Origin of the sequence: Halomonas kalidii (genome assembly GCF_030010475.1) — a bacterium.
GTDB classification, from domain to species: domain Bacteria; phylum Pseudomonadota; class Gammaproteobacteria; order Pseudomonadales; family Halomonadaceae; genus Halomonas; species Halomonas heilongjiangensis.
Genome location: NZ_JASCQN010000030.1, coordinates 64,291 through 88,341, shown reverse-complemented (window position 1 = coordinate 88,341; position 24,051 = coordinate 64,291). Strand labels below are relative to the sequence as shown.

At 69.1% G+C, this 24,051-nt stretch carries 24 protein-coding genes; 11 read left to right on the top strand and 13 right to left on the bottom strand.

All coding sequences use genetic code 11. From position 1 onward, the window contains the following. Nucleotides 1-85: 85 nt before the first annotated feature. From aceK to QLQ85_RS08140, 3 genes are read left to right on the top strand one after another with little or no spacing between them, the layout of a single operon-like run. The gene (gene aceK, locus QLQ85_RS08150) at nucleotides 86-1,843 is read left to right on the top strand and encodes a bifunctional isocitrate dehydrogenase kinase/phosphatase (protein ID WP_282738533.1); all 1,758 of its coding nucleotides are present in this window, start codon (nucleotides 86-88) and stop codon (nucleotides 1,841-1,843) included. 20 nt (nucleotides 1,844-1,863) lie between these two features. After that, nucleotides 1,864-2,613, top strand: coding sequence for an SIR2 family NAD-dependent protein deacylase (locus QLQ85_RS08145; RefSeq protein ID WP_282738532.1), 750 nt, complete (start codon nucleotides 1,864-1,866; stop codon nucleotides 2,611-2,613). Nucleotides 2,614-2,666: 53 nt separating this feature from the next. Continuing rightward, nucleotides 2,667-3,416, top strand: a complete 750-nt coding sequence (locus QLQ85_RS08140) for a tRNA-uridine aminocarboxypropyltransferase (protein WP_282738531.1) — start codon at nucleotides 2,667-2,669, stop codon at nucleotides 3,414-3,416. On the opposite strand, the gene QLQ85_RS08135 is transcribed toward QLQ85_RS08140, so the two are convergent. From QLQ85_RS08135 to def, 7 genes are all read right to left on the bottom strand, one after another. Next, complete coding sequence (locus QLQ85_RS08135) at nucleotides 3,417-4,661, bottom strand: TraB/GumN family protein (RefSeq protein ID WP_282738530.1); 1,245 nt, start codon at nucleotides 4,659-4,661, stop codon at nucleotides 3,417-3,419. A 77-nt stretch (nucleotides 4,662-4,738) separates the two neighbouring features. After that, nucleotides 4,739-6,187 carry a TrkH family potassium uptake protein gene (locus QLQ85_RS08130; protein WP_282738529.1) on the bottom strand — a complete coding sequence of 483 codons (1,449 nt, stop codon included), beginning with the start codon at nucleotides 6,185-6,187 and terminating at the stop codon, nucleotides 4,739-4,741. A gap of 97 nt (nucleotides 6,188-6,284) precedes the next feature. Continuing rightward, nucleotides 6,285-7,658 (bottom strand): Trk system potassium transporter TrkA, encoded by a 1,374-nt coding sequence (gene trkA / locus QLQ85_RS08125; protein ID WP_282738528.1) that lies wholly within the window; start codon nucleotides 7,656-7,658, stop codon nucleotides 6,285-6,287. A 111-nt stretch (nucleotides 7,659-7,769) separates the two neighbouring features. After that, on the bottom strand, nucleotides 7,770-7,976 hold the full coding sequence (locus QLQ85_RS08120) for a dodecin (RefSeq protein WP_282738527.1): 207 nt from the start codon (nucleotides 7,974-7,976) through the stop codon (nucleotides 7,770-7,772). Between the two features lie 37 nt (nucleotides 7,977-8,013). After that, a complete protein-coding gene (gene rsmB, locus QLQ85_RS08115) occupies nucleotides 8,014-9,366 on the bottom strand; it encodes a 16S rRNA (cytosine(967)-C(5))-methyltransferase RsmB (protein ID WP_282738526.1) in 1,353 nt (450 codons plus the stop codon). After that, the gene (gene fmt, locus QLQ85_RS08110; RefSeq protein WP_282738525.1) at nucleotides 9,363-10,352 is read right to left on the bottom strand and encodes a methionyl-tRNA formyltransferase; all 990 of its coding nucleotides are present in this window, start codon (nucleotides 10,350-10,352) and stop codon (nucleotides 9,363-9,365) included. Before fmt ends, rsmB begins: the two co-directional genes overlap by 4 nt. 126 nt (nucleotides 10,353-10,478) lie before the next feature. Then, a complete protein-coding gene (gene def, locus QLQ85_RS08105; protein WP_282722778.1) occupies nucleotides 10,479-10,991 on the bottom strand; it encodes a peptide deformylase in 513 nt (170 codons plus the stop codon). A gap of 224 nt (nucleotides 10,992-11,215) precedes the next feature. On the opposite strand from def, the gene QLQ85_RS08100 reads away from it, so the two are divergent. The 5 genes from QLQ85_RS08100 to aroE all read left to right on the top strand — a co-directional run bounded on the left by QLQ85_RS08100 (nucleotide 11,216) and on the right by aroE (nucleotide 15,844). Then, on the top strand, nucleotides 11,216-12,268 hold the full coding sequence (locus QLQ85_RS08100; protein ID WP_407650371.1) for a LysM peptidoglycan-binding domain-containing protein: 1,053 nt from the start codon (nucleotides 11,216-11,218) through the stop codon (nucleotides 12,266-12,268). A 12-nt stretch (nucleotides 12,269-12,280) separates the two neighbouring features. Further along, nucleotides 12,281-13,396, top strand: coding sequence for a DNA-processing protein DprA (gene dprA, locus QLQ85_RS08095; protein ID WP_282738523.1), 1,116 nt, complete (start codon nucleotides 12,281-12,283; stop codon nucleotides 13,394-13,396). 63 nt (nucleotides 13,397-13,459) lie between these two features. Further along, nucleotides 13,460-14,017 (top strand): L-threonylcarbamoyladenylate synthase, encoded by a 558-nt coding sequence (locus QLQ85_RS08090; RefSeq protein ID WP_282738522.1) that lies wholly within the window; start codon nucleotides 13,460-13,462, stop codon nucleotides 14,015-14,017. Nucleotides 14,018-14,064: 47 nt separating this feature from the next. Beyond that, entirely contained in the window at nucleotides 14,065-14,988 is a 924-nt protein-coding gene (hemF, locus tag QLQ85_RS08085; RefSeq protein WP_282738521.1) for an oxygen-dependent coproporphyrinogen oxidase, read from the top strand. Between the two features lie 28 nt (nucleotides 14,989-15,016). Continuing rightward, nucleotides 15,017-15,844 carry a shikimate dehydrogenase gene (gene aroE / locus QLQ85_RS08080; protein WP_282738520.1) on the top strand — a complete coding sequence of 276 codons (828 nt, stop codon included), beginning with the start codon at nucleotides 15,017-15,019 and terminating at the stop codon, nucleotides 15,842-15,844. Nucleotides 15,845-16,064: 220 nt separating this feature from the next. Here aroE and QLQ85_RS08075 read toward each other — a convergent pair whose 3' ends face one another. Both QLQ85_RS08075 and QLQ85_RS08070 read right to left on the bottom strand, forming a co-directional pair. Next, complete coding sequence (locus QLQ85_RS08075) at nucleotides 16,065-16,322, bottom strand: hypothetical protein (protein WP_282738519.1); 258 nt, start codon at nucleotides 16,320-16,322, stop codon at nucleotides 16,065-16,067. 42 nt (nucleotides 16,323-16,364) lie between these two features. Beyond that, nucleotides 16,365-17,165 carry a M48 family metallopeptidase gene (locus QLQ85_RS08070; RefSeq protein ID WP_282738518.1) on the bottom strand — a complete coding sequence of 267 codons (801 nt, stop codon included), beginning with the start codon at nucleotides 17,163-17,165 and terminating at the stop codon, nucleotides 16,365-16,367. Between the two features lie 138 nt (nucleotides 17,166-17,303). Between QLQ85_RS08070 and QLQ85_RS08065 the strand changes: the two genes are divergently transcribed. The 3 genes from QLQ85_RS08065 (at nucleotide 17,304) to QLQ85_RS08055 (ending at nucleotide 19,867) form a co-directional block, all read left to right on the top strand. Next, nucleotides 17,304-18,191: an ATP-binding protein gene (locus QLQ85_RS08065; protein WP_282738517.1), complete on the top strand. Its 888-nt coding sequence runs from the start codon at nucleotides 17,304-17,306 to the stop codon at nucleotides 18,189-18,191. Between the two features lie 94 nt (nucleotides 18,192-18,285). Then, nucleotides 18,286-18,744: a hypothetical protein gene (locus QLQ85_RS08060; protein WP_282738516.1), complete on the top strand. Its 459-nt coding sequence runs from the start codon at nucleotides 18,286-18,288 to the stop codon at nucleotides 18,742-18,744. Nucleotides 18,745-18,763: 19 nt separating this feature from the next. Next, on the top strand, nucleotides 18,764-19,867 hold the full coding sequence (locus QLQ85_RS08055; protein WP_282738515.1) for a PQQ-dependent sugar dehydrogenase: 1,104 nt from the start codon (nucleotides 18,764-18,766) through the stop codon (nucleotides 19,865-19,867). 15 nt (nucleotides 19,868-19,882) lie between these two features. Here the strand turns inward: QLQ85_RS08055 and QLQ85_RS08050 are convergent, their stop codons facing one another. From QLQ85_RS08050 to QLQ85_RS08035, 4 genes are all read right to left on the bottom strand, one after another. Continuing rightward, on the bottom strand, nucleotides 19,883-20,503 hold the full coding sequence (locus QLQ85_RS08050; RefSeq protein WP_282738514.1) for a hypothetical protein: 621 nt from the start codon (nucleotides 20,501-20,503) through the stop codon (nucleotides 19,883-19,885). A 196-nt stretch (nucleotides 20,504-20,699) separates the two neighbouring features. Beyond that, nucleotides 20,700-22,103, bottom strand: coding sequence for a ribosome biogenesis GTPase Der (gene der, locus QLQ85_RS08045; protein ID WP_282738513.1), 1,404 nt, complete (start codon nucleotides 22,101-22,103; stop codon nucleotides 20,700-20,702). After that, entirely contained in the window at nucleotides 22,100-23,245 is a 1,146-nt protein-coding gene (gene bamB, locus QLQ85_RS08040; protein WP_282738512.1) for an outer membrane protein assembly factor BamB, read from the bottom strand. The genes der and bamB overlap by 4 nt, the downstream gene beginning before the upstream one ends. Then, on the bottom strand, nucleotides 23,242-23,901 hold the full coding sequence (locus QLQ85_RS08035) for a YfgM family protein (protein ID WP_282738511.1): 660 nt from the start codon (nucleotides 23,899-23,901) through the stop codon (nucleotides 23,242-23,244). The genes bamB and QLQ85_RS08035 overlap by 4 nt, the downstream gene beginning before the upstream one ends. Between the last annotated feature and the right edge of the window lie 150 nt (nucleotides 23,902-24,051).

Below are 24,051 nucleotides of genomic sequence, written 5' to 3'. Positions count from 1 at the left end.
CACTACAGCCCGCCCCACCATGGTCGGCTCGCCAAAGTCGCCGGAATCCGCGATGCTGGTCACTTCATGCTGCCCGGAGTCCGCCATGAAGCTCTCGCCCGCCTACCGCCTCGCCGCCACGATCCTGTACGGCTTCGACGAGTACCGTTCGCGCTTCAAGGAGATCACCGCGGATGCCAGCCGGCGCTTCCGCGATGCCGCCTGGCGCGAGGCCCAGCAGGCCTCGGCGGATCGCATCAACCTCTATGACGAGAAGGTCGAGGAGACCCTGGTGCGCCTGCAGCGGACCTTCGAGGAGGAGGTGCTGACCCACTGTGACTGCTGGCGCGAGGCGCGAGGCCACTACGCCGAGCTGATCAGCCAGCGGCTCGACTACGAGCTGGCCGAGACCTATTTCAATTCGCTGTTCTGCTCGATCTTCCACCACCGGCACATCCGCAATGACTGGATGTTCGTCTACAGTTCCCGCGAGGCCGCCGCCCGCCACTCCGGTCTCACCCTGACGCGCCGCCGATCCGTGGAGGGGGACTGGACCAGGGCGCTGCGCTGGGCCCTGGCCGAGGCGCCGATCGAGATCCCCTTCGAGAATCTCGAGCGCGATGTCCGCCTGGGAGCGGACTTCCTCTCCCACCACCTGCCGGCGGCGATCCTCGACGCCGTCGACGCCGAGGTCGAGCTGCTCAAGAGCGTCTTCTACCGCAACAAGGGGGCCTACCTGGTGGGGCGCATCCGCGGCGGCGGAGAACAGGTGCCGCTGGTCCTGCCGATCCTGCATGGCGAGCGCCAGGCGGCCAGCGAGGGCCTGCACCTGGATACGGTGATCATCGAGCCCGAAGAGATATCGATCATCTTCTCCTTCACCCGCGCCTACTTCCAGGTCGAGGTGCAGGTGCCCGGCGAATTCGTCGACTTCCTGCAGGAGCTGATGCCCGACAAGCCCGAGGGCGAACTCTACTCGGCCATCGGCTTCTACAAGCACGGCAAGACCGAGTTCTTCCGTGGCCTGAACCGCCAGGTGGCCAGGCGCGCGGATCGGTTCATCATCGCCCCCGGGGTGCGCGGCATGGTGATGGCGGTGTTCGTGCTGCCGTCCTATCGCACGGTGTTCAAGATCATCAAGGACCGCTTCGACCCCTCCAAGGAGATGAGTCGCGACAACGTGCGCGACAAGTACCACCTGGTCAAGCGCCACGACCGGGTGGGGCGCATGGCCGACACCCAGGAGTTCTCCAACTTCATCGTCCGGGCCGACCATTTCGCCCCCGAGTGCCTGGACCATCTGCTGGACGTCGCGCCCTCGACCGTCTACCTCAAGGACGACAAGGTGATCATCAAGCACTGCTACACAGAGCGCATGATGACGCCGCTCAATCTCTACCTGGAGCAGTGCGACGAAGCCGAGACCCACGCGGTGCTCAAGGACTACGGCAACGCCATCAAGCAGATGGCGGCGGCCAACATCTTTCCCGGCGACATGCTGCTGAAGAACTTCGGCGTGACCCGTCACGGCCGGGTGATCTTCTACGACTACGACGAGATCTGCTACCTCACCGAGTGCAACTTCCGCCACATCCCCGAGCCGATGTATCCGGAGCAGGAGCTCTCCAGCGAGCCCTGGTACTCGGTGGGACCCAATGATATTTTCCCCGAGGAGTTCGGCCCCTTCCTGTTCGCCGATATCCGGTTGCGCAAGCTCTTCTATGAGCTGCACCCGGAGCTGTTCGACGCCGATTACTGGAAAGGGCTGCAGCAGGCCATTCGCGACGGGCGGGTGATCGACGTCTATCCGTACCGCAACAAGCAGCGTTTCGCCGGCAGCGACGGCAATGGCCTGGTCTACTGAGCGGCAACCATGAGCGAATGATGGCCAGCAAGTCCACACGCGAGCACGACCGCCCCCATCTGGTGGTACTCACCGGTGCCGGCATCAGCGCCGAGAGCGGCATCCAGACCTTCCGTGCCGGCGACGGTCTCTGGGCCGATCACCCCATCGCGGAGGTCGCCACCCCCGAGGCCTGGCGGCGCGACCCGCAGCGCGTGCTGCGCTTCTACGACCAGCGCCGCGACCAGGTGCGCCGGGCCCGGCCCAACGCCGCCCACAAGGCCCTGGCGGCGCTGGAGCAGCAGGGCTTCCGGGTCAGCATCATCACCCAGAACATCGACGACCTCCACGAGCGGGCCGGCTCGCGCCACGTGCTGCACCTGCACGGCGAGATCCTCAAGGCGCGTTCCAGCATCGACCCACGCATGCGCTACCCGCTGCCCCGTGGCGGCATCGCCCTGGGCGACCTGTGCGACAAGGGCAGCCAGCTGCGTCCGGACGTGGTGTGGTTCGGCGAGGCGGTGCCGCATTTTCCGGAGGCCTGCGAGATCGTCGCCGAGGCGGACCTGCTGCTGGTGGTGGGCACCTCACTGGCGGTGATGCCGGCCGCCTCGCTGCTCGACCATACCTCTTTCGACGCCCCCTGCGTGCTGGTCGACCCCGAGGCCGAGGTCCTGGCGGCCCCCGGGGTGACCAGGCTCAGCCGGCTCGCCGGCGAGGGCGTGCCGGCGCTGGCGCGGCACTGGACGCGTGAAGGGCGGTTGTGGATACCGGAGACGCTGCTGGTCTGATGCCCGGGGGAGGGTGATAGAATGTCCGCCCCTCTCGCCACGATCCCCGAGCCATGCTGGACGATACCCGCCACGACGCCGTCATCGACCATGACCCCGCCACCGGTCATTCCCGCCCGCCGCGGCGCGAGTTCAAGGCACGCGGCAGCTTCGTCGCGCGCTGCCCGGGCTGTCACCTGCCCGAGCTCAACTGTCTCTGCCCCTACCGGGTCACCGCCGAGAGCGCGGCCCGGGTGTGGCTGCTGACCCACCCGCTGGAACATCACAAGCCGACCAATACCGGGCGGTTGATCCGCGACGTGCTGCCCGATACCGAGGTGTTCACCTGGTATCGCACCGTGCCGGACGAGCGGCTGCTGGCACTGCTCGACGACCCGCGCTTTTCCCCCTTCGTGATCTTCCCCGACGATCAGCCGGACTATGCCGACCGGGTGGTGGGAGTGGACGCCGTGGCCGGTGCCAAGCGGGAGGGGCGGATCCCGGTCTTCATCATCCTCGACGGCACCTGGCGCCAGGCCCGGCGGATCTTCCGCAAGAGCCCCTACCTCGACGACCTGCCGGTGCTGCCCCTGGCCACCGAGCGCCTGACCCGCTATCGGCTGCGCAAGCCGGCCTCGGCAGCGCACCTCTGTACCGCCGAGGTCGCCGCCGAGCTGCTGCGCCAGAGCGGCGATACCGCCGCCGCCGACACCCTCGACGACTACTTCGACGCCTTCAACGACAGCTACGCCGCCAGCCGGCGCTTCGAGAAACTCGAGGCGCCGACGGCGGCGATGAAGCGGTTAGTGGAGTGCCGGCGCTGATCAGGCAGGGCTGCCGAACAGCGCCCCGGCGATGCGGAAGCCGGCGATCCAGGTGCCGGCGGCGGAGCCGATGGTGGCGGTCAGGAAGACCAGCAGGGTGCGCGAGACCCGGTTGCGCCACCAGCCCTTGAGCTCGGTGACGTCATGGCGCAGGGTCGAGAAGTCGCGCACCTTGGGCTTGCGCATCCACAGCTCCACCCCGGCGGCTACGAAGCCGGCGCCGATGGTGGGGTTGAGCGAGGTGAGGGGAGCCGCGACCACCGTGGCGGCCACCGTGACCGGATGGGCCAGGGCCACCAGGGTGGCGAGCCCCGAGAGCACGCCATTGATCAGGAACCACTCGCCGACCAGTTGCCAGCCCAGGCCGGTGTTGCGCGAGAAGCCGATGGCGAAACCGGTCAGCACCAGGACGGTGATCAGCCAGGGCAGGGCCCGCCACACCCGCGAGGGGGGCGGCGTCGCCTCGAGTTGCTCTCGCTCCCGTGAGGCCTCGGCGGGCAGCGGCGCTTCCAGCTGCTCGGCCATGCCCTTCATGTGGCCGGCGCCGATCACCACCAGCACGTTGCGGTAGCGACCCGGCGGGGCGTCCTCCGCCAGGCGCAGCACCATGTAGCGATCCCGCTCGGTGATCAGCGGGAGGTAGAGGGACTCGGACTCGGCGGCGAACTCGCTGAAGGTGGACTCCAGCACGTCGCCCTCCTTGAGCCGCTCGATCTCCTCGGCCGAGACCTCCTGGCGCGACATCACGCTGCCGAGCAGCCCCGAGAACAACCCGAAGCGCTGCCACCAGGGGACGTTGTGGTAGATGCGCTTGAGGGTGACGCCGACGTCGCGATCGATCAGCAGCAGCGGCAGGTCGGCGCGTCGGGTCTCCTCCAGGGCGGCGCGCATCTCGGCCCCCGGCTCGATCCCCGACTGTTCGGCGACCCGTTGCTGGAAGGCGCCGAGTGCCAGGCTGGCGGCCACCATGCCGGCCTTGCCCTGACGGAAGATCTCGAACAGGTCCTGGCCGGCCAGGGCATCCGGGTTGTCGAGGCTCTGGTGGCGTGAGCCGCACAGTTCGATGGCCACGGCATCGAACTCGCCGGAGCTCACCAGCTCGCGCACGTCCGCGGCGCTCTCGGCGGAGACATGGGCGGTGCCCAGCAGCGTATAGCGGGTCTCGCCCACCTCGACGACCCGGCGCGGGCCGCTGATGGCGTCATCCCTGCGGGGGGCGATCACGGAGTCCTGGGAGTCGGTCATGGACGCTCGGTGTGACGGAGTGAGAAGCTGATTATCCATGAAGGAACCTGCCAAGCCAAACCCCCGGGACACCTGGGTCATTTTCTCCAGAAGGCCGGGGTAAACAGCACCAGCACGGTGAAGATCTCCAGGCGGCCGAGCAGCATGGCCATGACCAGGATCCACTTGGCGAGCACCGGCAGATCGCCGTAATTCGATGAGGCCTCGCCCAGGGCCGGGCCCAGGTTGTTCAGCGCCGAGGCCACCGTCGACCAGGCGGTGACCTGGTCGACGCCGGTGGCCATCACCCCCACCAGCATCAGGAAGAACAGCATCACGTAGACCGAGAAGAAGCCCCATACCGCCTGGGCGATGCCGTCGGGCACGCTCACCTTGCCCACCTTCACCGCGATCACCGCACTCGGGTGGATCAGGCGCATCACCTCGCGCATGCCCTGCTTGAGGATCAGGATGATACGAATCACCTTCATGCCGCCCCCGGTGGAGCCGGAGCAGCCGCCGACGAAGGCGGCGACGAACAGCAGGAAGGGCAGGGCGCCGGGCCAGGCCGAGAAGTCGGCCACCCCGAAGCCGGCGGTGGTCGCCACCGAGACCACCTGGAACAGGCCGTGGCGCAGGCCGCGCTGGGTATCGTAGGTGGCGGTCAGCCACAGCGTGATCACGGTGACCACGGTCAACCCGGCCAGGAACAGCAGCAGGAAGCGTGCCTCGGGATCCTGCAGGTAGTGGGTCAGACGCTTCTCGCGCCAGGCCATGAAGTGCAGGCTGAAGCTCATCGCCGAGACGATCATGAAGCCCACGCAGATCAGCTCGATGGTGGCGCTGTCGAAGTGGCCGATGCTGGCGTCGTAGGTCGAGAAGCCGCCGATGGCGACGGTGGAGAAGCTGTGGCCCAGGGCGTCGAACCAGTCCATGCCGGCGGCCAGGTAGGCGAGAAAGCAGGTGAGGGTCAGGGAGGCGTAGATGTACCACAGCGCCTTGGCGGTCTCGGTGATGCGCGGGGTGAGCTTGGAGTCCTTCAGCGGGCCGGGGATCTCGGTGCGGTAGAGCGCCATGCCGCCGACCCCGAGGGTCGGCAGGATGGCGACGGCCAGTACCACGATCCCCATGCCGCCCAGCCACTGCAGCTGCTGCCGATAAAAGCGCATCGACTCGGGCAGGAAGTCGATGCCGGTGATCACCGTGGCACCGGTGGTGGTGAGCCCCGAGAAGGACTCGAACACCGCATCGGTGACCGACAGCGCCGAGGCATCGGCGAGCATCAGCGGCAGCGAGCCGAACAGTCCCAGCACGCTCCAGAACAGCGCGGCGATCAGGAAGCCGTCGCGGGTGCGCAGTTCCTTGCGCGCGCCACGGTTGGGCAGGTACATCACCGCCCCGGTCAGCACCGTGATGGCGATGGCGATGGCGAAGGCCTGCCACAGGCCGTCCCGGAACAGCAGCGAGATCAGGATCGGCGGCATCATGGTCAGGCTGAACAGCATCAGCAGCAGGCCGAGGATGCGCAGGATCATGCGCAGGCTCATCGGGCGACTCTCCTTGCGTCACGGGGCCTGGCGGGCACCAGAGGGTGGGGCTCTCTCGGAAAGCGGGGTGACTCCATCGGGAAGTGCCGTGGCTCCATCAGAAGAAGGTCAGGCCGACCTGGAACAGCCGCTCCACGTCGCGCAGGCGGCGCTTGTCGATCACGAACAGGATCACGTGGTCGCCGGACTCCACCACCACGTCGTCGTGGGCGATCAGCACCTCCTTGCCGCGCACGATGGCGCCGATGGTGGTGCCCCGCGGCAGGTCGATGTCGCCGATGGCGCGGCCCACCACCTTCGACGACTGGGTGTCGCCGTGGGCGATCGCCTCGATCGCCTCGGCCGCCCCGCGCCGCAGCGAGTGGACGTTGACGATGTCGCCGCGCCGCACGTGGGTCAGCAGGCTGCCGATGGTCGCCTGCTGCGGCGAGATGGCGATGTCGATCTCGCCGCCCTGCACCAGGTCGACGTAGGCGGCGTTGTTGATCAGCGTCAGCACCTTCTTGGCGCCCATGCGCTTGGCCAGCATCGACGACATGATGTTGACCTCGTCGTCGTTGGTCAGCGCGCAGAAGATGTCGCAGTCCTCGATGTTCTCCTCCTCGAGCAGCCGCTTGCTGGTGGCGCTGCCGTGCAGCACCACGGTGCGGTCGAGGCGTTCGGAGAGCTGGGTGCAGCGCTCGAGGCCGTGCTCGATGATCTTGACCTGGTGGCTGTGCTCGAGGTGCTCGGCGAGGCGTTCGCCGATATTGCCGCCGCCGGCGATCATCACCCGGCGGAAGTCGCGGTCGAGGCGCCGCAGCTCGCTCATCACCGCGCGGATGTCGCGCCGGGCGGCGATGAAGAACACCTCGTCGTCGGCCTCGATCACGGTGTCGCCGCGCGGGATGATCGGCCGGTTGCGGCGGTAGATGGCGGCCACCCGGGTGTCGACGCTGGGCATGTGGCGGCGCAGGAAGCCGAGGTCCTGGCCGACCAGCGGGCCGCCGTAGACCGCCTTCACCGCGACCAACTGCACCAGGCCGCCGGCGAACTCCAGCACCTGCAGCGCACCGGGGTGCTCGATCAGCCGGCGGATATGGTCGGTGACCACCTGCTCGGGGCTGATCAGCACGTCGATGGGCACCGCCTCGTGGGCGAACAGCCCCTTGCGGGTCAGGTAGGCGGTGGCGCGCACCCGGGCGATCTTGGTGGGGGTGCGGAACAGGGTGTGGGCGACCTGGCAGGCGATCATGTTGACCTCGTCCTGGCTGGTCACCGCGATCAGCATGTCGGCGTCCTCGCAGCCGGCCTGGCGCAGCACCATGGGGTAGGAGCCGGGGCCGACCACGGTGCGGATGTCGAGCCGGGTGTGCAGCTCGCGCAGCCGTTCGCCGTCGGTGTCCACCACCGTGATGTCGTTCTCCTCGCGGGCCAGGTGTTCGGCCAGGGTGCCGCCGACCTGGCCGGCGCCGAGAATGATGATCTTCATTGTTGTCGTGTCCGCAACAGTTCCCGGCGGTGCATCTTGTGCGCCGCAACAGGGGCGTCAGCATAAACCAGGCGCCGTGCAGGGAACAGGGGCGACCCGGAATCCGGAAGGTCAGTCGAGGGTGAAGCCGATCTTGAGCGTGACCTGCCAGTGGGCGACGCGCCCGTGCTCGATATGCCCGCGGGTCTCGGTGACCTCGAACCAGCGCATGCCGTGAAGGCTCTCCGAGGCCTTGGCGATGGCGCTGTTGATGGCCTCCTCGAGGCCCTGTTGGGAGGTTCCGGTGAGTTCGACGTGCTTGTAGGTATGGTGGCTCATGGTGGTTCCCCTGGATCGGTACATGTAGCGGCGGGCTTCAGCTCGCCCGCCTCACCAGTCTGGCATAGAAGAAGCCGTCGTGGCTGTCGGTTGCCGGCAGCAGCTGGCGGCCGGCACCGGCGGGGCGGCCCCAGGCCACATCGTGAGGGGTGGTGGGGGTGGCGTCCGGGGTACGTGCCAGGAACGCCTGGAGCTGCTCGGTGTTCTCCTCGGGAAGCACCGAGCAGGTGGCGTAGAGCAGGGTGCCCCCGGGACGCAGCAGGGGCCAGAGGTTGTCGAGCAGCCGTGCCTGCAGCTCGGCCAGCTTGGGGATGTCCGAGGGGCGACGCAGCCGCTTGATGTCCGGGTGGCGACGGATCACGCCGCTGCCGGAGCAGGGGGCATCGAGCAGGATGGCGTCGTAGGGGGTGCCGTCCCACCAGTCCCGCTGCGTGGCGTCACCGTGGGTCAGGGTGGCGGCGAGGCCGAGCCGGGTCAGGGCATCCTCGACCCGGGCCAGGCGCACGGCGTCGCTGTCCACCGCGTGGAGGTCGATGTCGAACAGCTCCAGCAGATGGGATGTCTTGCCGCCCGGCGCACAGCAGGCATCCAGTACCCGGGCGCCGGGCCGCGGCGCCAGCACCGGGCCGAGCAGCACCGCGGAGAGCTGGGCGGCCTCGTCCTGGACGCTGACGTGTCCCGCCTCGAAGCCTGGCAGGGCGAGGACGTCGCAGGGGGTCTTGAGGGTCACCCCGTCCGGGGCGTGCGGGCAGAGCCTGGCGTCGATGCCGGCGCTGACGAGCCGGTCGAGATAGGCCTCGCGGTCACCGTGGCGACGGTTGACCCGCAGCGTCATGGGCCCCGGCGTGTTGTTGGCCTCGCAGATGGTGCGCCAGTCGTCGGGCCAGGCCTGGCGCAGGGCCTTGAGCAGCCAGCGTGGGTGCAGCAGCGCCACCGCCGGGTCGTGATCGACCTCGGCCTGCAGCGCCGTGGCTTCCCGCGTGAGCCGGCGCAGGCAGCCGTTGATCACCCGGGTGGCCCACTCCTTGTCGAGCAGGCGGGCGGCGCCGGCGGTCTCGCCCACGGCGGCGTGGCTCGGAATGCGCATGTAGAGCAACTGGTGGATGCCGATCAGCAACAGCGCCTGCACGTCGGCATCCCGGGCCTTGAAGGGCTTCACCAGCAGCTTGTCGGCCAGCGCCTCGAGCCGTGGCAGGGTGCGGCAGGCCCCGTAGCAGAGGGCCTTGAACAGCGCGCGGTCACGGGCCACCACCTGGTGGTCGTCGAGGTTGGTCAGCGAGCCCTTGCCGGTGATCACCGGGACCAGGGCGCGGGCGGCGGCGGCACGCAAGGCGAGGCCCCCGTCGTTGTGGAGGCCGCGGCGACGGCTGTCTCGGATATCGGCACTCATGCCGGGGTCTCCTCGTTGAAACGGCCCAGGACCAGGCCGGGGGGGAAGCGCTCGGCTCGCGCCTTGAGCAGCTCGTGTACCGCCAGCGGCTTGCCGCCGGGCAACTGGGCGCGTGTCACCCTCAGTACCTGTTCTCCCCGTTCGCCACAGGCGATGCGCAGGGCCCCGCTATCCTGGACGAGCAGGGTGCCCGGTGTCGCCGGCGTCTCACCGTCTTGCGGCACGCCGATCTCGGCCATCAGCAGTCGCAGGCGCTCGTCACCCAGGGCACACCAGGCCACCGGCCAGGGATTGAAGGCGCGGATCCGGGCCGCCAGTTCGGAGGCCGGACGGCGGAAGTCCAGCTCGGCCTCGGCCTTGGAGAGCTTGGCGGCGTAGGTGACGCCGGCTTCCGGTTGGGGCGTGGCGGTCAGCTCGCCGTCGGCCAGGGCATCCAGTGCCGTCACGATGGCCTCGCCGCCAAGCGCCGCCAGGGTGTCGTGGAGTTCGCCACCGGTGGTGGTGGCGGTGATCGGCGTGCGACGGACCAGCAGCATGTCGCCGGTGTCCAGGCCCGCGTCCATCTGCATGATGGTCACCCCGCTCTCGCTGTCACCGGCCTCGATGGCGCGCTGGATGGGCGCGGCACCGCGCCAGCGCGGCAGCAGCGAGGCATGGACGTTGAGGCAGCCCTGCCGGGGCGTGTCGAGAATCGCCCGGGGCAGGATCAGGCCGTAGGCCACCACCACCATCAGGTCGGCGTCCAGGGCCGCGAGTTCGGCCTGGACGTCCGGGGTCTTGAGGGTCTCGGGCTGATGCACCGGCAGGCCGTGTTCGATCGCCAGGGTCTTGACCGGGCTCGGGGTCAGTCTGCGCCCGCGTCCGGCCGGTCGGTCGGGCTGGGTATAGACGGCGATGATCTGGTGGCGGCTGGCCAGCAGCGCCGCCAGGCTCTCGGCGGCGAAGTCGGGCGTGCCGGCGAAGATGACGCGCAGGGATCGGGACATGATCTTGGAGGCCTTGCCAGTGGGCGATGCCTCCCATGATAACGGAGCCGACCCGAAACGACGAAGGCCGGCGCACCTGGCGTCGGCCTTCGCTGGCGATTCACTGCAAGGCGCAGGGCCCGAGGATCAGGCAGGCTGCATCTGCTTGTGGCGCTTCTGCATCTTCTTCAGCACCCGGTCGCGCTTGAGCGGCGAGAGGTAGTCGACGAACAGCACGCCCTCGAGGTGGTCGTGCTCGTGCTGGATGCAGTGGGCCAGCAGGCCCTCGGCCTCGAGCTCGTAGGGGGTGCCGTCGCGATCCAGTGCCTTCAGGTGCACCTTCAGGGCGCGGGGCACCTCGGCATAGTACTCGGGGATCGACAGGCATCCCTCCTGCATCAGGTCACGCTCGTCGCCGATGGGCGTATAGGTCGGGTTGATCAGCACCAGCGGGCTGGCCTGGGTGTCGCTGACATCCATGACGATCACCCGGCGATGGACGTCCACCTGGGTGGCGGCGAGCCCGATGCCGCGGGCCTCGTACATGGTCTCGAGCATGTCGTCGACCAGTTGGCGCACCTCGTCGTCGACCGCCTCGACCGGCGCCGCCTTCGTGCGCAGGCGCTCGTCGGGAAATTCGAGGATGGGTAATTTGGCCATGGCGTTGGAATCACCGTTATGCTGTCATTCAGGGAATGACACTATTCTAGAAGCGGGCGAGCGGTGGCGAAACCGCTCGCCGCGCATCGCATCGATAAATTATGACTATATCATGCCAACATCGTTCCAGGATGTCAGGCGTGACGCGCGCAACGCAGGGGGCGACAGGGATGAGGCAGACGAGGGGGGGAGTGCGCCGCAGGCTGGGCCACCTGGGGCAGGTGATGGTGCTCCTGGCCACGGCGCTGGTGGCGGGCACGGGGGCCGCCCAGGCGCAAGGACTGAGCTGGGAGGAGAGCCTGCAGCGGGATGCGCCGGAGCGCTATACGGTGGTGCGGGGCGATACCCTCTGGGGTATCTCCGGTCGTTTCCTGCGCCATCCCTGGCAGTGGCCCGAGGTGTGGCAGGTCAATCCACAGATTCGCAATCCGCACCTGATCTACCCTGGTGACGTCGTCTACCTCTATGACTGCAACGGTCGCCCTTGCCTCGGCCTGGAGCGTGGCCAGGGCGAGGTGCGGCTGTCGCCGGAGGTCCGCACCACGCCGCATCGCGAGGCGATCGAGCCGATCCCCCTCGAGGCGATCCAGCATTTCCTGCGCGAGCACCGCGTCATCGACGACCCGGACGATCTCGACGCGCTGGCCTACGTGGTCGGCGCCGACGACCACCGGCTGGTCAGCGGTGCCGGCGATCGCCTCTATGCCCGGGGCCACCTGGAGGGCAACGGCCGGGTCGGCCTCTACCGCGTCGGCGAGCGCTATCAGGATGCGACGTCCGGTGAGCTGCTGGGCCTCGAGCTCGAGCACGTGGGCCAGGCCCGGCGCGAGCGCAGCGAGGACGATATCGTGGTGCTGGAGGTCACGACGTCCCGCCAGGAGGTGCGCAATGACGACATCGTGCTGCCGCTGGAGAGCCGCGAGCTGATCACCCAGTTCTATCCCCGGCCGCCCGAGGGCGAGGTCGATGGCCGCATCCTGGCGGTGCCGGGCGGCGTGCGCTTCATCGGCCGCCTGCAGGTGGTGGCCCTGGACCGCGGCCGTCGCGACGGCCTGGAGCCGGGCCATGTGCTGATGGTCGAGCAGCAGGGCGAACTGGTCAGCGACCCGCGTACCAATGAGGCGTTGCGCCTGCCCGGCGAGCAGGCCGGCCTGGTGATGGTCTTCCGGCCCTACGAGAAGATGAGCTACGGCCTGGTGATGCAGGCCACCCGTACCCTGGCCGTGGGCGACCGGGTGCACAACCCGCGCCGCGCCCTGGGCACCGCCCTGCGCTGAGGGATGCGGAAGATGCAGGCCAGGGAGTGGCTGGTGCTGTCCCGCCTGCCGGGCGTCGGTAGCCGGCAGCTGGCGACGATCGCCGAGCGCGCGCTGGCCTGGCCCCAGGGGTGGCTGGCCACGCTGCCCGGCGAGGCGGCCACCGCCCTGCGGCTGTGGCTCGAGCACCCCGCCCGCAGTCCCATCACCACGCTGCTCGAGGCCGATCAGGCCTGGCTCGCCGCCGACCCCGCCCGTCACCTGCTGCATGTCGGTCATCCTGCCTGGCCCGACCTGCTCGGCCAGATCGCCGATCCGCCGCCGGTGCTCTGGGCGCTGGGGGACCTCGCGGCGCTGTCGCCGCCGCGACTCGCCATGGTCGGTACCCGTCGCCCCACCCGGGAGGGCCTCGGCAATGCCACGGCCTTCGCCCGGGAGCTGGCCAGTCGTGGCTGGTGCGTGGTCAGCGGCATGGCGCTGGGCGTCGACGGCGCCGCCCAGCAGGCCGCCCTGGAAGCCGGCGGGCGCAGCGTGGCGGTGCTCGGCTGCGGCGTCGACCTGGTCTATCCGCCTCGCCATCACCGTCTCTATCGCCGCCTGCAGGAGCCCGGCGGCCTGCTGCTTTCCGAACATCCTCCCGGTACCCGGGCGCGGCCCGGCTTCTTCCCGCGTCGTAACCGCATCGTCACCGGGCTCTCGCTGGGCGTGCTGGTGGTGGAGGCCGCCGAGAAGAGCGGGTCGCTGGTCAGTGCCCGCCTGGCCACCGAACAGGGCCGCGAGGTCTTCGCGCTGCCGGGATCGATCCACAACCCCCAGGCCCGGGGCAACCTGCAGCTGATCCGCGACGGCGCCGTGCTGGTCCGCGATATCGACGATATCCTCGCCGAACTCACCCAGTGGCGGCGTGCGCTGCCCGATCCCGACGCGGCGACACCGCCACCGGTATCGACCGGCGAGGGGGCATCGTCGTCGGCCGACCCCCTGCTGCGCTGGCTGAGTGGATCCCCGACCCCGGTGGATGCCCTGGTGGGACTCTCGGGGCTGGGCATCGCCGAGTGCCAGCGCCGACTGCTCGAGCTCGAGCTGGAAGGGCGCGCCACCCAGGCGGTCGGGGGCTGGGTGCGCCTGCCGTCGCCACCGGGAGCGTGATAGCATAGGATCCCGGCATCGGGGCGTCGTCGCCACGTCGATCGTTTCCATCCGAGGAGTTCCATGACCGAAGCCTGTACGCTCGAGACCACCGTTGCCACGCTGCGCGCCGGCGGTGTGATCGCCTATCCCACCGAAGCGGTCTGGGGGCTCGGCTGCGATCCCGACAATGACGAGGCGCTGGCCCGCCTGCTGCGCCTCAAGCAGCGCGACCCGGCCAAGGGCATGATCCTGGTGGCGGCGAGCATCGGGCAGTTCGCGCCCTGGCTCGAGGGTGTGCCGCTCGAGCTCCACGCGCCCCTGGTGGCCAGCTGGCCCGGCCCCCATACCTGGCTGGTGCCCGACAACGGTCGCTCCCGTGCACTGCTGCGTGGCGGCCACGACCGGGTGGCGCTGCGGGTCAGCGACCATCCCCTGGTGGTGGAGCTCTGTACGGCCTTCGGCAAGCCGATCGTCTCGACCTCGGCCAACAAGGCCAGCGAGCCCCCGGCGATGAGTGCCGACGAGGTGCGTACCATCTTCGGCGACCAGCTGGATGCCCTGATCGAGGGGGAGCTCGGTGGCCTCGAACGCCCCAGTACCATCCGCGACCTGATCACCGGCCGAGTCTTGCGCTCCTGACCCGGGAGCCACCGATCCCCGTCCTATCCTTGCCTTCAGGAGGCCCCGTGGCCCACGCCTACCTCGATGACGTCAAGCGCTACCTGCTCGACCTCCAGGATCGTCTCTGTGCCGGCCTGGCCGCGGAGGATGGCGGCCCGGGGTTTCGCGAGGATGCCTGGGTACGAGAGGAGGGGGGCGGTGGCCGCTCCCGGGTGCTCGAACATGGGGCGCTGTTCGAGAAGGGCGGCGTCAACTTCTCCCATGTCTTCGGCGAGCGGCTGCCGCCGTCCGCCACCGCGGCCCGGCCGGAGCTGGCCGGGCGCAGCTTCCATGCGGTGGGCGTCTCCTGGGTGCTGCACCCCGAGAACCCCCATGTGCCGACCAGCCACGGCAACGTGCGCTTCTTCATCGCCGAGCAGGCGGGCGAGGCGCCGGTGTGGTGGTTCGGCGGCGGCTTCGACCTGACGCCCTTCTACCCGGTGCACGACGACGTGCTGCACTGGCATCGGGTCGCCCGCGACGCCTGTGCGCCCTTCGGCGACGACGTCTACCCGCGCTTCAAGGCGTGGTGCGACGACTACTTCCTGCTCAAGCATCGCGACGAGACCCGCGGTGTCGGTGGCCTGTTCTTCGACGACCTCAACGACTGGGGGTTCGAGAAGTGCTTCGCCTTCCAGCGTGCCGTGGGCGACGCCTTCCTGGAGGCCTACCTGCCCATCGTGCGCCGCCGCCGCGACACGCCCTGGGGGGAGCGCGAGCGCGACTTCCAGCTCTACCGCCGCGGGCGCTACGTGGAGTTCAACCTGGTGTGGGACCGCGGCACCCTGTTCGGCCTGCAGAGCGGCGGACGCACCGAGTCGATCCTGATGTCGATGCCGCCCCTGGCGCGCTGGGAATACGGCTGGAACCCCGAGCCCGACAGCCCCGAGGCACTGCTCTATCGCGACTATCTGCGCCCCCGCGACTGGCTGGGGGAAGGGGCCAACTAGACGCTTCCCGAGACACCAAGGAGATCTCGTGACCGACCGCTACTGTGTTTTCGGCCATCCCGTTGGCCACTCGAAGTCACCGGCCATCCATGCGGCCTTCGCCGACCAGACCGGTGAGGCCATCGACTACACCGCTATCGAGGCGCCGCTGGACGACTTCGCCGGCGCCTGGCGTGCCTTCATCGCGGCGGGTGGTCGCGGCGCCAACGTCACCGTGCCGTTCAAGGAGGAGGCGTTTCGCCTGTGCGAGGTGCTGAGCCCGCGCGCCCGGCGGGCCGGGGCGGTGAACACCCTGATCCTCGGCAGCAACGGCCAGAGCAACGATTTGAAGGTCTATGGCGACACCACCGACGGCGTCGGCCTGGTGCGGGACCTCGAGCGCCACGGCGTCACGCTCGCCGGCGCGCGCCTCCTGGTGCTGGGCGCCGGCGGGGCGGTGCGCGGCGTGCTCGAGCCGCTGCTCGCGGCGGCCCCGGCCAGCCTGGTCGTCGCCAACCGTACCGCCGAGAAGGCCGAGGCCCTGGCGGCCGACTTCGCCGACCTGGGCGCGATCCGCGGTGGCGGCTTCGATGCCATCTCGGGGCCTTTCGACGTGGTGATCAACGGCACCAGCGCCAGCCTCGCCGGCGACCTGCCGCCGCTGCCCGACGACCTGTTTGCCGACGGCGCCACCGCCTACGACATGATGTACGGCGCCGAGCCCACGGTGTTCCTGCAGTGGGCCGGCGAGCGCGGCGCCCGTACCGCCGATGGCCTGGGCATGCTGGTGGAGCAGGCCGCCGAATCCTTCTTCCTGTGGCGCCACCAGCGCCCCGACACCGACCCGGTGCTCGAGGCGCTCAGGCGGGCGTTGTAGGCGTAACTGGCGGGTAGGACTTCATTCGGCTAATTACCACGCGGTATGTGGTTGATCTCCAGCGCCGGCGGTCCCTTTGGGGTCAGACCCTAGCCAAACCAGAAGGCCTATCGTTGTGCACATGGCAAGCGGATTCGACACCGTCAGGGTCTGACCCCAAAGAGGCCATGCCGCCGCCATATGCGACAAAAATGCGCCATCGTCGAGAAAGATGGGGCCATTACCGCCGTTTCGTGTAGAGCCCCACCATGCACAGCGCCACGCCGGCCACCGAGAGCAGCATGCCGCCGTTGACCAGCCAGGGATGGCGGTCGAGCCAGGAGGCGAAGGGCTGCGGCGTGTCGCGGCAGCCCCCCTCGAGGTAGTCCCAGTAGCCGCCGGAGAGGGTGCACTCGCGCACGTCACCCAACTCCCAGAAGTAGACGCCCATCAGCACCAGGATGGGCACGATCAACAGCAACAGTCCGAGTCTCAGCATTCGCTTTCCGGTTCAGGGGGTGAGGTGCTGGCGTTGGGCCATTCAGGGCCGCGGGCAGTTGGGAGTGCGACCGGCCTGGCGGGCCTGCTCGTAGCGTGCCATGGCCTCGCCCATGCCGGCCTCCAGGCCGCCGATGCGCTGGCCGTGGCTCGGGTGGGTCGACATCCAGGCCGGCGGCCGGCCGCCACCGGCGGCCCCCATGTTCTCCCACAGGGCAATGCTCGCCCGCGGATCGAAGCCGGCATCCGCCATCAGGTTCAGCCCAATGGTGTCGGCCTCGCTCTCATGACGACGCGAGAAGGGCAGCAGGATACCGTACTGGGCGCCCATACCCAGCGCGGCCATCATCTGCTCGCCACCGGGGCCCTGCAGGCCCGAGGCGGAGGAGATCACCGACAGACCCAGTTGGGTGGCGCTTTGTGTGGAGGCGCGCTCATTGGCGTGACGGGCCATCACGTGGCCAATCTCGTGGCCGATCACCGAGGCGAGCTGGTCCTGGTTCTCGGCGATCTCGAGCAGGCCGGTGTTGATGCCCACGTAGCCGCCGGGCAGGGCGAAGGCGTTGGCCTGCTCGGACTCGAAGACCTTGACCTGCCAGTTCTGGTCACGCTCGCCGGCCGGTAGGGCCTGGACCACGGCATCGGTCACGCACTGCACGTAGCGCAGCGGGGCACCGCCGACGGTGGGCAGCTCTTGCTGATACTGCTCGAAGGCCTGGGCGCCCATCTGATTGAGCTGGTCGTCGGACATCAACGTCAGCTGCGAGCGCCCGGTGGGCGAGGTGGTGCAGGCAGTCAGGGCGATACCGAGGGTACCGATGGCGAGGCAGTGCATCCAGCGCATGGGAGGTCTCCTGTGACCAAGCTCCTGTGTCCAGGTTTCTATGACCCTGGACGGGACATGAGGGTTCGCCACAAGATACCCGTAACGCCTGCCAGGTCAACACCGGCCTGCCACATCACGAGTCGAAGGGAGAGCGCCATGGATGCGGAGCTGTCGCGCCGCCTGCTGCACCTGCTGGATCACGTCGAACACTGGCTGCCGCCGCCGCCCGAGGCGGTCGACTGGGAGCGCGACATCGCCGCCCTGTGGCAGCGCCATACCCTGGGCGGGCGGCTGCTGCCGGTTCCCCCGCGGGATGCCCTGGCGCTCGACGACCTGCTCGGCATCGAGCGCCAGAAGCTGGCGCTGGTCGACAACACCCGCGCCTTCCTCCAGGGGCTGCCGGCCAACCACGCCCTGCTGTGGGGCTCGCGGGGCAGCGGCAAGTCGTCGCTGATTCGCGCCCTGCTCAATGCCCTGGCACCGGAGGGCCTGCGCCTGGTGCAGGTCGACCGCCACGACCTCGCCGGCCTGCCGCTGCTGGTGACCCAGCTGCGAGATCAGCCGCATCGCTTCGTGGTCTACTGCGACGACCTCTCCTTCGAGGGCCACGACGACGCCTACAAGGCGCTCAAGAGCGTGCTCGACGGCGCCCTCACCGGCCCGCCGCCCAATGTGCTGCTCTACGCCACCTCCAATCGTCGCCACCTGCTGCCCGAGTCGATGAGCGACAACGAGGGCTCGCGGCTGGTGGGCGACGAGCTGCATCACGGCGACGCCGTGGAGGAGAAGATCTCGCTGTCGGACCGCTTCGGCCTGTGGCTCGGCTTCCACCCCTTCAACCAGGACGTCTACCTGGAGGCCTGCTGCCACTGGGTCGGCCAGCTCGGCACGGCCGCCGACTGGAACCGCGAGGCCCGCGCCGAGGCGATTCGCTTCGCCACCCTGCGCGGCGGACGCAGTGGCCGGGTCGCCTGGCAGTTCGCCTGCCAGTGGGTCGGTCAGCAGCGCTTGAGAGATGGTTCCCGGGGCCAGGAGAGTCAGTGAGAGCATGCGACCATGCGATGAGCCTGTGCACTGCTGGCAATTTTGCCGGCTCGAAGGCGTGGCGCTGCTATCGAAGTCTTCATGAGAGGTCATCGTGACGAGGCGATGGCGACCGCTGCTGGCTTATGTCGCGGCCGTGCTCGACGCCACACTGCTGGGGTCGATCGTGCAGACCCAGTTCAACCTGGCGGCGCTGTCGGCGTTGGGTGCCGATATCTCGTTCTCCACGCGCCTGGCGACCACGGCTCACGATCTGCTGGGGTTCACACCGCTGTACGGCAGCCTCGTCGCCATCATGATGCTGGGGGCCATGCCGGTGGCCAGCGTGGTGACACGCTGGCTGGGCTTCGGAGCATGGCCGATTCATGCGCTGGCGGCGGCGCTCGGGCTATGGATCATGCTGTCGATCGTCGATGCCCTGGCGCCCATGCCGACCCTGATCGCGGCCACTCGCAGCCTGGAGGGAACCCTGGCGATGATGGCGACCGCCGCCCTGGGCGGCTGGGGCTATGCCATCCTGGCGTATCTCGACTGGGACGGGGCTTCCGGGTGACCCGGCAGAGGAGCGCAACATGCGTCGATTCGGTCGTGTCCTGCTGACCGCCGTCGGTCTGTCGGCGTGCACCATGGCGCTCGCCGTGGACTACCGGATCGAGACCCTGGCCGAGGGGCTCGACCATCCCTGGTCGCTGGCCTTCCTGCCCGGGGGCGGCATGCTGGTCACCGAACGCGTCGGGCGGCTGCGCCTGATCGACGCCGATGGCACGCTGCGCGAGGCGCCCGTTGCGGGTGTGCCCGAGGTCTTCGTCGGTGGCCAGGCGGGGTTGTTCGAGGTGGCGCTGGCGCCGGATCATCCCGACAGTGGGTGGGTGTACCTGAGCTATGCCTGTGGCACGCGTGCCGCCAACACGACCTGCCTGGATCGCGCTCGCTTCGACGGCCGGCGGTTGGTCGCACGAGAGACGCTGTTTCGCGCCGAGCCGGACAGGCAGGGACGCTCCCACTACGGCGGCCGCCTGACCTTCCTGCCGGACGATACCCTGGTACTAGGGCTGGGCGATGGCTTCGACTACCGTGAACAGGCCCAGAATCCGGGCAACCACCTGGGCAGCCTGGTCCGCTTGACCCCTGCTGGCTCGGTGCCCGGCGACAACCCCTTCGTCGCTGCCAGTGAAGCGCGAGCGGAGCTCTACAGCATCGGCCATCGCAATATTCAGGGGGTCGTCTTCGACGAGACGCGAAGTGAGCTGCTCATTCACGAGCATGGCCCCCGTGGCGGTGACGAACTCAATCGTATCCTTCCCGGTGCCAACTATGGCTGGCCTCTGGTCACGCATGGCGTCGACTATACCGGGGCGCGTGTCACGCCCTTCACCGAGCTGCCGGGGTTCGAGCCGCCCTTGCTGCACTGGACACCATCCATCGCTCCTTCGGGCATGACCGTGTATGACGGGGAGCGATTTCCCGAGTGGCGCGGCGACCTGTTCGTCGCGGCGCTGGCCGCTCGCCAGGTGCGCCGCCTGATCCGCGAGGATGGCGGGATCGTGGGCCAGGAAGCCTTGTTCACGGAACTCGACGAGCGGATTCGTGACGTCCGCAGCGGGCCGGATGGCGCCCTCTACCTGTTGACTGACAGCGCCGAGGGGCGGGTGTTGCGTGTGATGCCGGCCCCTTGAAGCGGCGCCGGCGGATCAGCGCTGGGGCGTCAGCTCGCCGTCCTCGCCCACGGCAAAGCGCAGGGCCGGCGTCCACAGGCCGGCGGGCAGGGTCATGCCCAGCCCACGCAGATCCCCCGGCGTGATCTCCAGTTCGCTGCCGGTGGGCAGCTCCCCCTGGCTGGCCATCTGGCTGGCCAGCTCCACCAGCGGCGCCAGGCGATTGCGGTCGGTGCCCAGCAGGTCGAAGGCGATCGGCAGCCGCAGGTTGGCGTCATCGCCTGAGGTCAGGGTGACCTCCTCCTGGTAGTTGCCGCTGATCGCCTCGGCGCCGGGCACGTTCAGGGTCCAGCGGAAGCCCGACATCTCCACCGCGGGCATGCCGGCGGGCAGGCCGAGGCCCATGGCCAGGGTGGCCTGCACCGGCAGGCTGCCCATGCCCAGGCTCGAGGCGATCAGCGAGGTGATGTCGCTGGTATCGAGGCCGGCCTGGATCGAGTAGGGACCGATGCGCACGTTCTCGACACCCAGCGAGGTGATCGCCAGGCGGAAGGCGAACAGGCCGGTCTGGGGGATCGCCAGGCAGCCGCCGAGCAGTAGCGCCAGACAGAGCGGGGCGAGCAGGCGCCAGCGGCGCGGCGAGGGACGGGGGAGCATTATCAGGTCCTCGGGGACAGGGTCGGTGCTGCATTGCAGCGAGAGGCGTATTTCAGGGCTACCGGGCTTCCCTGTCAAGGCGTTGTGTGCCCTGCCGGCTCGCCGGGAAAGCGAAACTGTCGGCCCGGAACGACACCGCCCGGCCAGTCGTGGATGACGGGTCGGGCGGGCGGTATGGGGGTGAGGCGGAAGTGACTCAGCGGCGGCTCTTGCGCGCCTCGCGGGTGCGGCCCAGTTCGCGCTTCTTGGCCTTCTCCTTGTCGCTGGCGCCGGCCATGCTGTCGAAGGGGTTCTTGCCCGAGCGGAACTCGAAGCGCAGCGGGGTGCCACGCACCTTGAGCACCTTGCGGAAGGTGTTGGTCAGGTAGCGACGGTAGGCCTCGGGCAGCGACGATGTCTGGTTGCCGTGGACCACGATGATCGGTGGGTTGCTGCCGCCCTGGTGGGCCATGCGCAGCTTGATGCGCCGGCCATTGACCAGCGGTGGCTGGTGTTGCTCCACGGCGTCCTGGAGGATGGTGGTCAGGCGGTTGGTCGACCAGTGGCTGTTGGCCGAGGCGAAGGCGCGCTCGATGGAGGGGTAGAGGTCGCCCACCCCGGTGCCGTGCAGCGCCGAGATGAAGTGCAGCTCGGCGTAGTCGGCGAAGCCCAGGCGGCGCTTGACCTCGGCGCGCATCCTGTCCTTGGCCTCGCTTTCCAGGCCGTCCCACTTGTTGACCGCCAGCACCAGGGCACGGCCACTGGTCAACACATAGTCGAGCAGGTGCAGGTCCTGTTCGACCAGGCCGCTGCGGGCATCCAGCACCATGACCGCGACATGGCACTCCTTGATCGCCTCGAGGGTCTTGATGATCGAGAACTTCTCGGCGATCTCGCGGACGTTCTTGCGTCGCCGCACACCGGCGGTGTCCACCAGCACGTAGGGCGTGCCGCGGCGCTCGAAGGGGATCTCGATGGCGTCGCGGGTGGTGCCGGCCTCGTCGAAGACCACCACCCGCTCCTCGCCGAGCAGGCGGTTGACCAGCGTCGACTTGCCCACGTTGGGGCGACCGATCACGCCGATGCGGATGCCCTTGGTGCCGGTGTCGGCAGGGATGCTCTCGTCGCGTTCGGGGAAGGGCTCGAGCACCGCCTCGATCAGGCCGGTGACGTTGCGGCCATGGGCGGCGGCGATGGGGTGCGGGTCGCCGAGTCCCAACTGCCAGAAGTCGGCCATGGCGGTGTGCTCTTCCAGGCCGTCGGTCTTGTTGACCACCAGCCAGGTCTTCTTCTGGTTGACCCGCAGGTGGTTGGCGATGGCCTCGTCGGCGACGTTGAGGCCGGCGCGGGCGTCGACCATGAACAGCACGATGTCGGCCTCGTCGATGGCCTGCAGCGACTGCTCGGCCATGGCCGCATCGATGCCTTCCTCGTCGCCGCTGATGCCGCCGGTGTCGATCACCGTATACGCCTTGCCGCCGAGCACGCCGTTGCCGTACTTGCGGTCGCGGGTGAGCCCCGGGAAGTCGGCCACCAGGGCGTCCCGGGAGCGGGTCAGGCGGTTGAACAGGGTCGACTTGCCCACGTTGGGGCGGCCGACCAGGGCGATCACGGGGGTCATTGGATGTCCAGGGTCTCTAGGCTGCCGTCGTCGGCCAGCACATGGATGCGGCGTCCCTCGGTGAGGGGGCGCACGCTGATGCCCGAGCGGTCGACGCGGGTGCGGCCGGTCAACTCGCCGCTGCGCGCCTCGATCAGGTGCAGGTAGCCCTCGAAGTCGCCGAATACCAGGCTGCCGTCGGCGAAGGCCGGAGCGGTGATGCGACGTCCCTCCAGGGACTCGTTGCGCCAGATCTCGTCGCCGCTGTTGGCGTCCAGGGCGATGACATGGCTGGCCTCGTTGACGGTGAACAGGAAGTCGCCGACCAGGATCGGGGTCAGATAGCTGGAGAGCTCGCGCTCCCACAGCACCTCGCCCTGGGTGGCTTCCAGGGCGACCAGGCGACCGTTGTAGCTGGTCACGAAGAGGCGGCCGTCCGGGGTCAGTACCGGCTGGGCGGCCAGGTCGACCAGCCGGTCGATGTCGCTGCGGCCCTGGGGCACGGCGATGCGCATGTCCCACAGCGGTTGGCCGTTGCGGTTGTCCAGGGTCACCAGGCGGCCGTTGGGCATGCCGGCGAAGGTGACCGGGTCGATCACCATGGGGGTGCCGGTGCCGCGCAGGGTCAGCGCGGGCCGGGTGGTGCTGTAGGTCCAGCGTCCCTCGCCGTTGGCCCGGTCCAGGGCGGTGACGCTGCCGTCGACGCTCTGCACCACCAGCAACTGCTGGCTGGGCTGGGGCGCGGCCAGCACCTCGCTGGGGACCCGGGCGCGCCAGAGCACCTCGCCATCGCGCTGGTCGATGGCCAGCACCTCGCCGTTGCGGGTGCCCAGGTAGACCCGGTTCGCCACGGCGGTGAGGCCACTGGAAACGGGCACCTCGAGGTCGACTTCCCAGCGGGTATCGCCGTCATCGGCATCCAGCGCCATCAGCCGGCCGCGCTCGTCGGCGGCGAAGACGGCGTCGCCGTCCCGGGCCGGGGCGATGGGGTAGCTCGCGCGGCCGAGGCCACTCCCGACTCGCTCGCTCCAGGCGGTATTCAGGCTGACGCTCTCCTCGAAGCCCTCGAGGTCCTTGGGCGGGTACTGCGGTTCCACCTTGCCGGCGCATCCGGCCAGCAGGGCCAGGCTCGCGGCGGCGGCGATCAGGAGTGTCGGTTTCATAGCGTGGCCTCGTCAAAACCCAGGTTGTCGAGCTTGAGCTGGACGCCATAGAGCGGTTGATCGCGCTCCTCGGCGAGTCCCAGTGCCTCATTCCATGCCTCGCGGGCCTCGTCCTCGCGGCCCAGGGCGTGATAGGCGTCGCCGCGGACGTCGGCGCGTTGGGCGGCCAGGGCCTCCGGGACACCGGCGTCGAGGGTGGCGAGCGCGGCCTCGGCATCGCCATCGGCGACCTGCAGTCGCGCCAGGCGCAGCCGTGCCAGGCCCTGCACGTAATCACGGGAGCTGGCATCGATCGCCCCTTCCAGGGCGTCGCGGGCCGCGGCCTGGTCGCCCTGGGCCACCGCTAGCCGGGCATCGACCAGTCGTGCCAGGTCGGCATAGAGCGTCTTGCCGTGGCTGTCGATGATCTCCGCCACCAGTGCGCGGGCCTCGCCGATGTCGGCCTCGTCGAGTTCGTTGCCGGCGGTCTGGTTGATCAGCTGCTGGTAACGCATGGAGGCGGCCTGGGCCTGGTTCTCCTGATAGTTCTGCCAGGCGTTCCAGCCGAACACGCCGGCCGCGGCGATGGCGACCCCGGCGATCAGCGAGGTGCCGTTCTCCTTCCACCAGCGCTTGATCGCATCAAGCTGCTCTTCTTCGGTTCTCAGCTCCGCCACAGGCGGTCTCCTTCTGTCCTGGAGGATCCGGTTCGGGATCCTGCACGGATCGGTGTCGGGATCCTGATTGGATCGGCGTCGGGATCCTGAATTGGATCGGCGTCGGGATCCTGAATTGGATCGGCGTCGGGATCCTGAATTGGATCGGCG